At 43.4% G+C, this 2,507-nt stretch carries 2 protein-coding genes; one reads left to right on the top strand and one right to left on the bottom strand.

What is annotated here, in order from left to right:
* Nucleotides 1-333: 333 nt before the first annotated feature.
* On the top strand, nt 334-576 hold the full coding sequence (locus ACYC56_RS15260) for a type II toxin-antitoxin system Phd/YefM family antitoxin (RefSeq protein ID WP_461375027.1): 243 nt from the start codon (nt 334-336) through the stop codon (nt 574-576).
* A 297-nt stretch (nt 577-873) separates the two neighbouring features.
* Here the strand turns inward: ACYC56_RS15260 and ACYC56_RS15255 are convergent, their stop codons facing one another.
* Nucleotides 874-2,238, bottom strand: coding sequence for an ISNCY family transposase (locus tag ACYC56_RS15255; RefSeq protein WP_461375026.1), 1,365 nt, complete (start codon nt 2,236-2,238; stop codon nt 874-876).
* Nucleotides 2,239-2,507: the final 269 nt, after the last annotated feature.

The raw sequence follows: 2,507 nt of genomic DNA, 5'->3' as shown, positions 1-2,507 counted from the left end.
GAGTATTGTCGGATGGCCGCACGGTACCTGAAGGCGGAGAACTCCGATCTCTTCGCCACATCGAAGCTCCTCTTTGAGAAGGCCACGACAGAACCGGCTAGCCTTGTCAAGGAGGACCATGTCCTTTATGAGGTGCGACCGGCAAAGAAGAGATTGGAATAGGCCAACAATCGCCTGCAACACACTACGCCGGTTCCGCTTCGCTCCACCAGCGAGGGTTGAGGCGGGAGCGTTGGGGCCGCCTGCGGCGTATAGAAGGAAATTTAAGAAAAACTTGATTTTTGAACCAATTGAGTGAACACTTTAGAGTGTAAACTGGACTGGAGGTTGGCTTTGAAAATTACCACTAAAGAACTAAGAATTCAGCCTGGGAGAATCATAGACCAGGTTGCCAATGGACAGGAAATTACTGTGACATTCAGAGGAAAAGCACTTGCCAGGATCGTTCTTATAAAAACTAAATCAAAAACCTCTAAAAAAGAGGAAATTTCTATTTTTGGACTCTGGAAGAACCATGAAGGCTCAAATAATGTCGAAGATTATGTAAGGGATCTTCGAAAAGGGCGTCAATTTTGATTATTGATACGGATATCTGCAGTTCCCGCCAATGCATTCTTCAAGGAATGATCTATTCTGGTTTTTTTAAACAAACCTTCAATTAAAAAGCCAAAAGCTAAATAGTGTCCATCCGGAAATAGGTATTTTCGAAAGAGATTAGTAAGGGTAAGGATTCGTGAATGAGACTCAAATAATAAATCCCTACTCAAATAGAGTTCAAAAGTTCAAAAGATGGTTATTTTACAGTTAAGAAGGAATATCCCTAATTTTATGAGACACCACTCCTGGGCTCATTTAATGGCCGAGGGCAATCAATTAGGCCTTGGCCAATTCGAGTTTGGCCAAAAGGGACAAATTATAAGAAACCACCGCACTCCAAACATATTGTTTAAAGCCCACCCATTGGGACCAGGTGCATCGGGTCAATCCAAAGGCCCTCTTCAGTCTGGAAATATTTGCCTCAATCCCGGCTCGAAAATTTTTAAGCTGCTTGTAGACCCATTGACTTTTGACCATCTCCAAAACCGAGAGCCCTCTTTTCCTGGAAAAGGAAACATCTTTAACTCCCATCAACTTCGCACGGCTCAGATTGTCCAGGGAAGCAAAGCCCCCATCCGCAGCGGTCTGAAGAGGCGCCTTTCCATAAAGATGCTTCTGTCTTTCCAACAAAGGGATAAACAGATCCGTGTCGGCCGGGTTCCCTCGTTCGATCCGACAATCCAGAATCAAACCCGATTTCCCACCGGTCAAAAATACTTTGTGCCCATACACAATCTCTCGTTGGCCTTTCTCAATAATATCCGTATGGTCTTCAAAAAAAGAAACCACCTTCTGGCTGGCAGGAACCTTCTCTCCGTAGATCACTCTACGCCTGGTTTGATCGATAATCCGCTCCAACAAGCCCACCGCCCGCTCCAGGTCCGCCGTCAGATTAGGCACAAAAATAATTTGTTCCGTACCCTCGCTGACATAAGCCTGCAAAGCCGCTATGGCCTCCAATCCATATCCTCTAACCTGGTCGGCTATCTGCAGAAGATCTTGGTACGCCCCTTGTCTTTCTTTTTCTTTCTTAGTGTTTTTAATCTTAAAGACCCGTTTCTTCACTACCCGGTTATGGTCCGAAAAACAGTAGTTCGGTTTCGGAACCAATTGATAGCCTTCCGTCAGCAACCGCGTAATCACCCGGATGGCATCTTGAAGAAGCGTGGCATCCGTGGGGTAATGAATGTTACTTTCTACTCCCGTCGAGTCCAAACGCACCTTCTGACCTTTCTCCAGCCCTTGCCCTTGGGCATAGCCCATGACCAGTTGATTAATCTCCTCCCAGGTTTCTTCTCTAAGGACTTTAATGTTTTCCTGAAGAGTAGATCCACTCGGATATTGCCCCATCTCCAGCCGGGAGAAGGCTCGAAAAGATTGGGAGTCCTCCAAATGTAAAGCCAGTTCCTCGTACGTCAAATCTCGATATTGCTTCAATATGGTACACCGCAAAACTTGTTCCGCGGTCATGCCGGTTCGGCCTACCTCGTTCTTTTTAAGGCCAATAAGATCGTTATAAACCTGGTTAAGGACCTCGGGGGTTTCATCCAGAATCAGAGACATCACCTTCAATTCTTTTCCAATATCATTCTTAAAAGATCCATGAAAAATGTTCATCTGTTGTTTTCTTTTTTGACGCATTGTCCGACTCTCCAAGTCTATTCATCAAATAATATCAATGTGATGCGTTTACAATGTGTCAAAGAATGAAGAAAAAAGCAAGCAAAATTACTTGGTTTTGTTAATAAATTTAATAAATTATAGTTTCCGGATGGAAACTACTTAGTTTAGGGTTCAAATTATAAAAACCTACCGATTAAATCAATATAAATATTGGTAATACACAAATCAAAAACGAGGATTTCTTTCAAAAGACAATCCGGTCTGAAATATCTATTTGAATTTCAATG

This window comes from Candidatus Aquicultor sp., from assembly GCF_054640775.1.
Note: the sequence above shows the minus strand (reverse complement) of the source record. Positions and strands in the feature narration are given on the sequence as shown.

Bases quoted from the DNA above. Each gene is read 5' to 3' on its own strand.
- ACYC56_RS15255 (WP_461375026.1), bottom strand. From the start codon at position 2,238: ATGCGTCAAAAAAGAAAACAACAGATGAACATTTTTCATGGATCTTTT.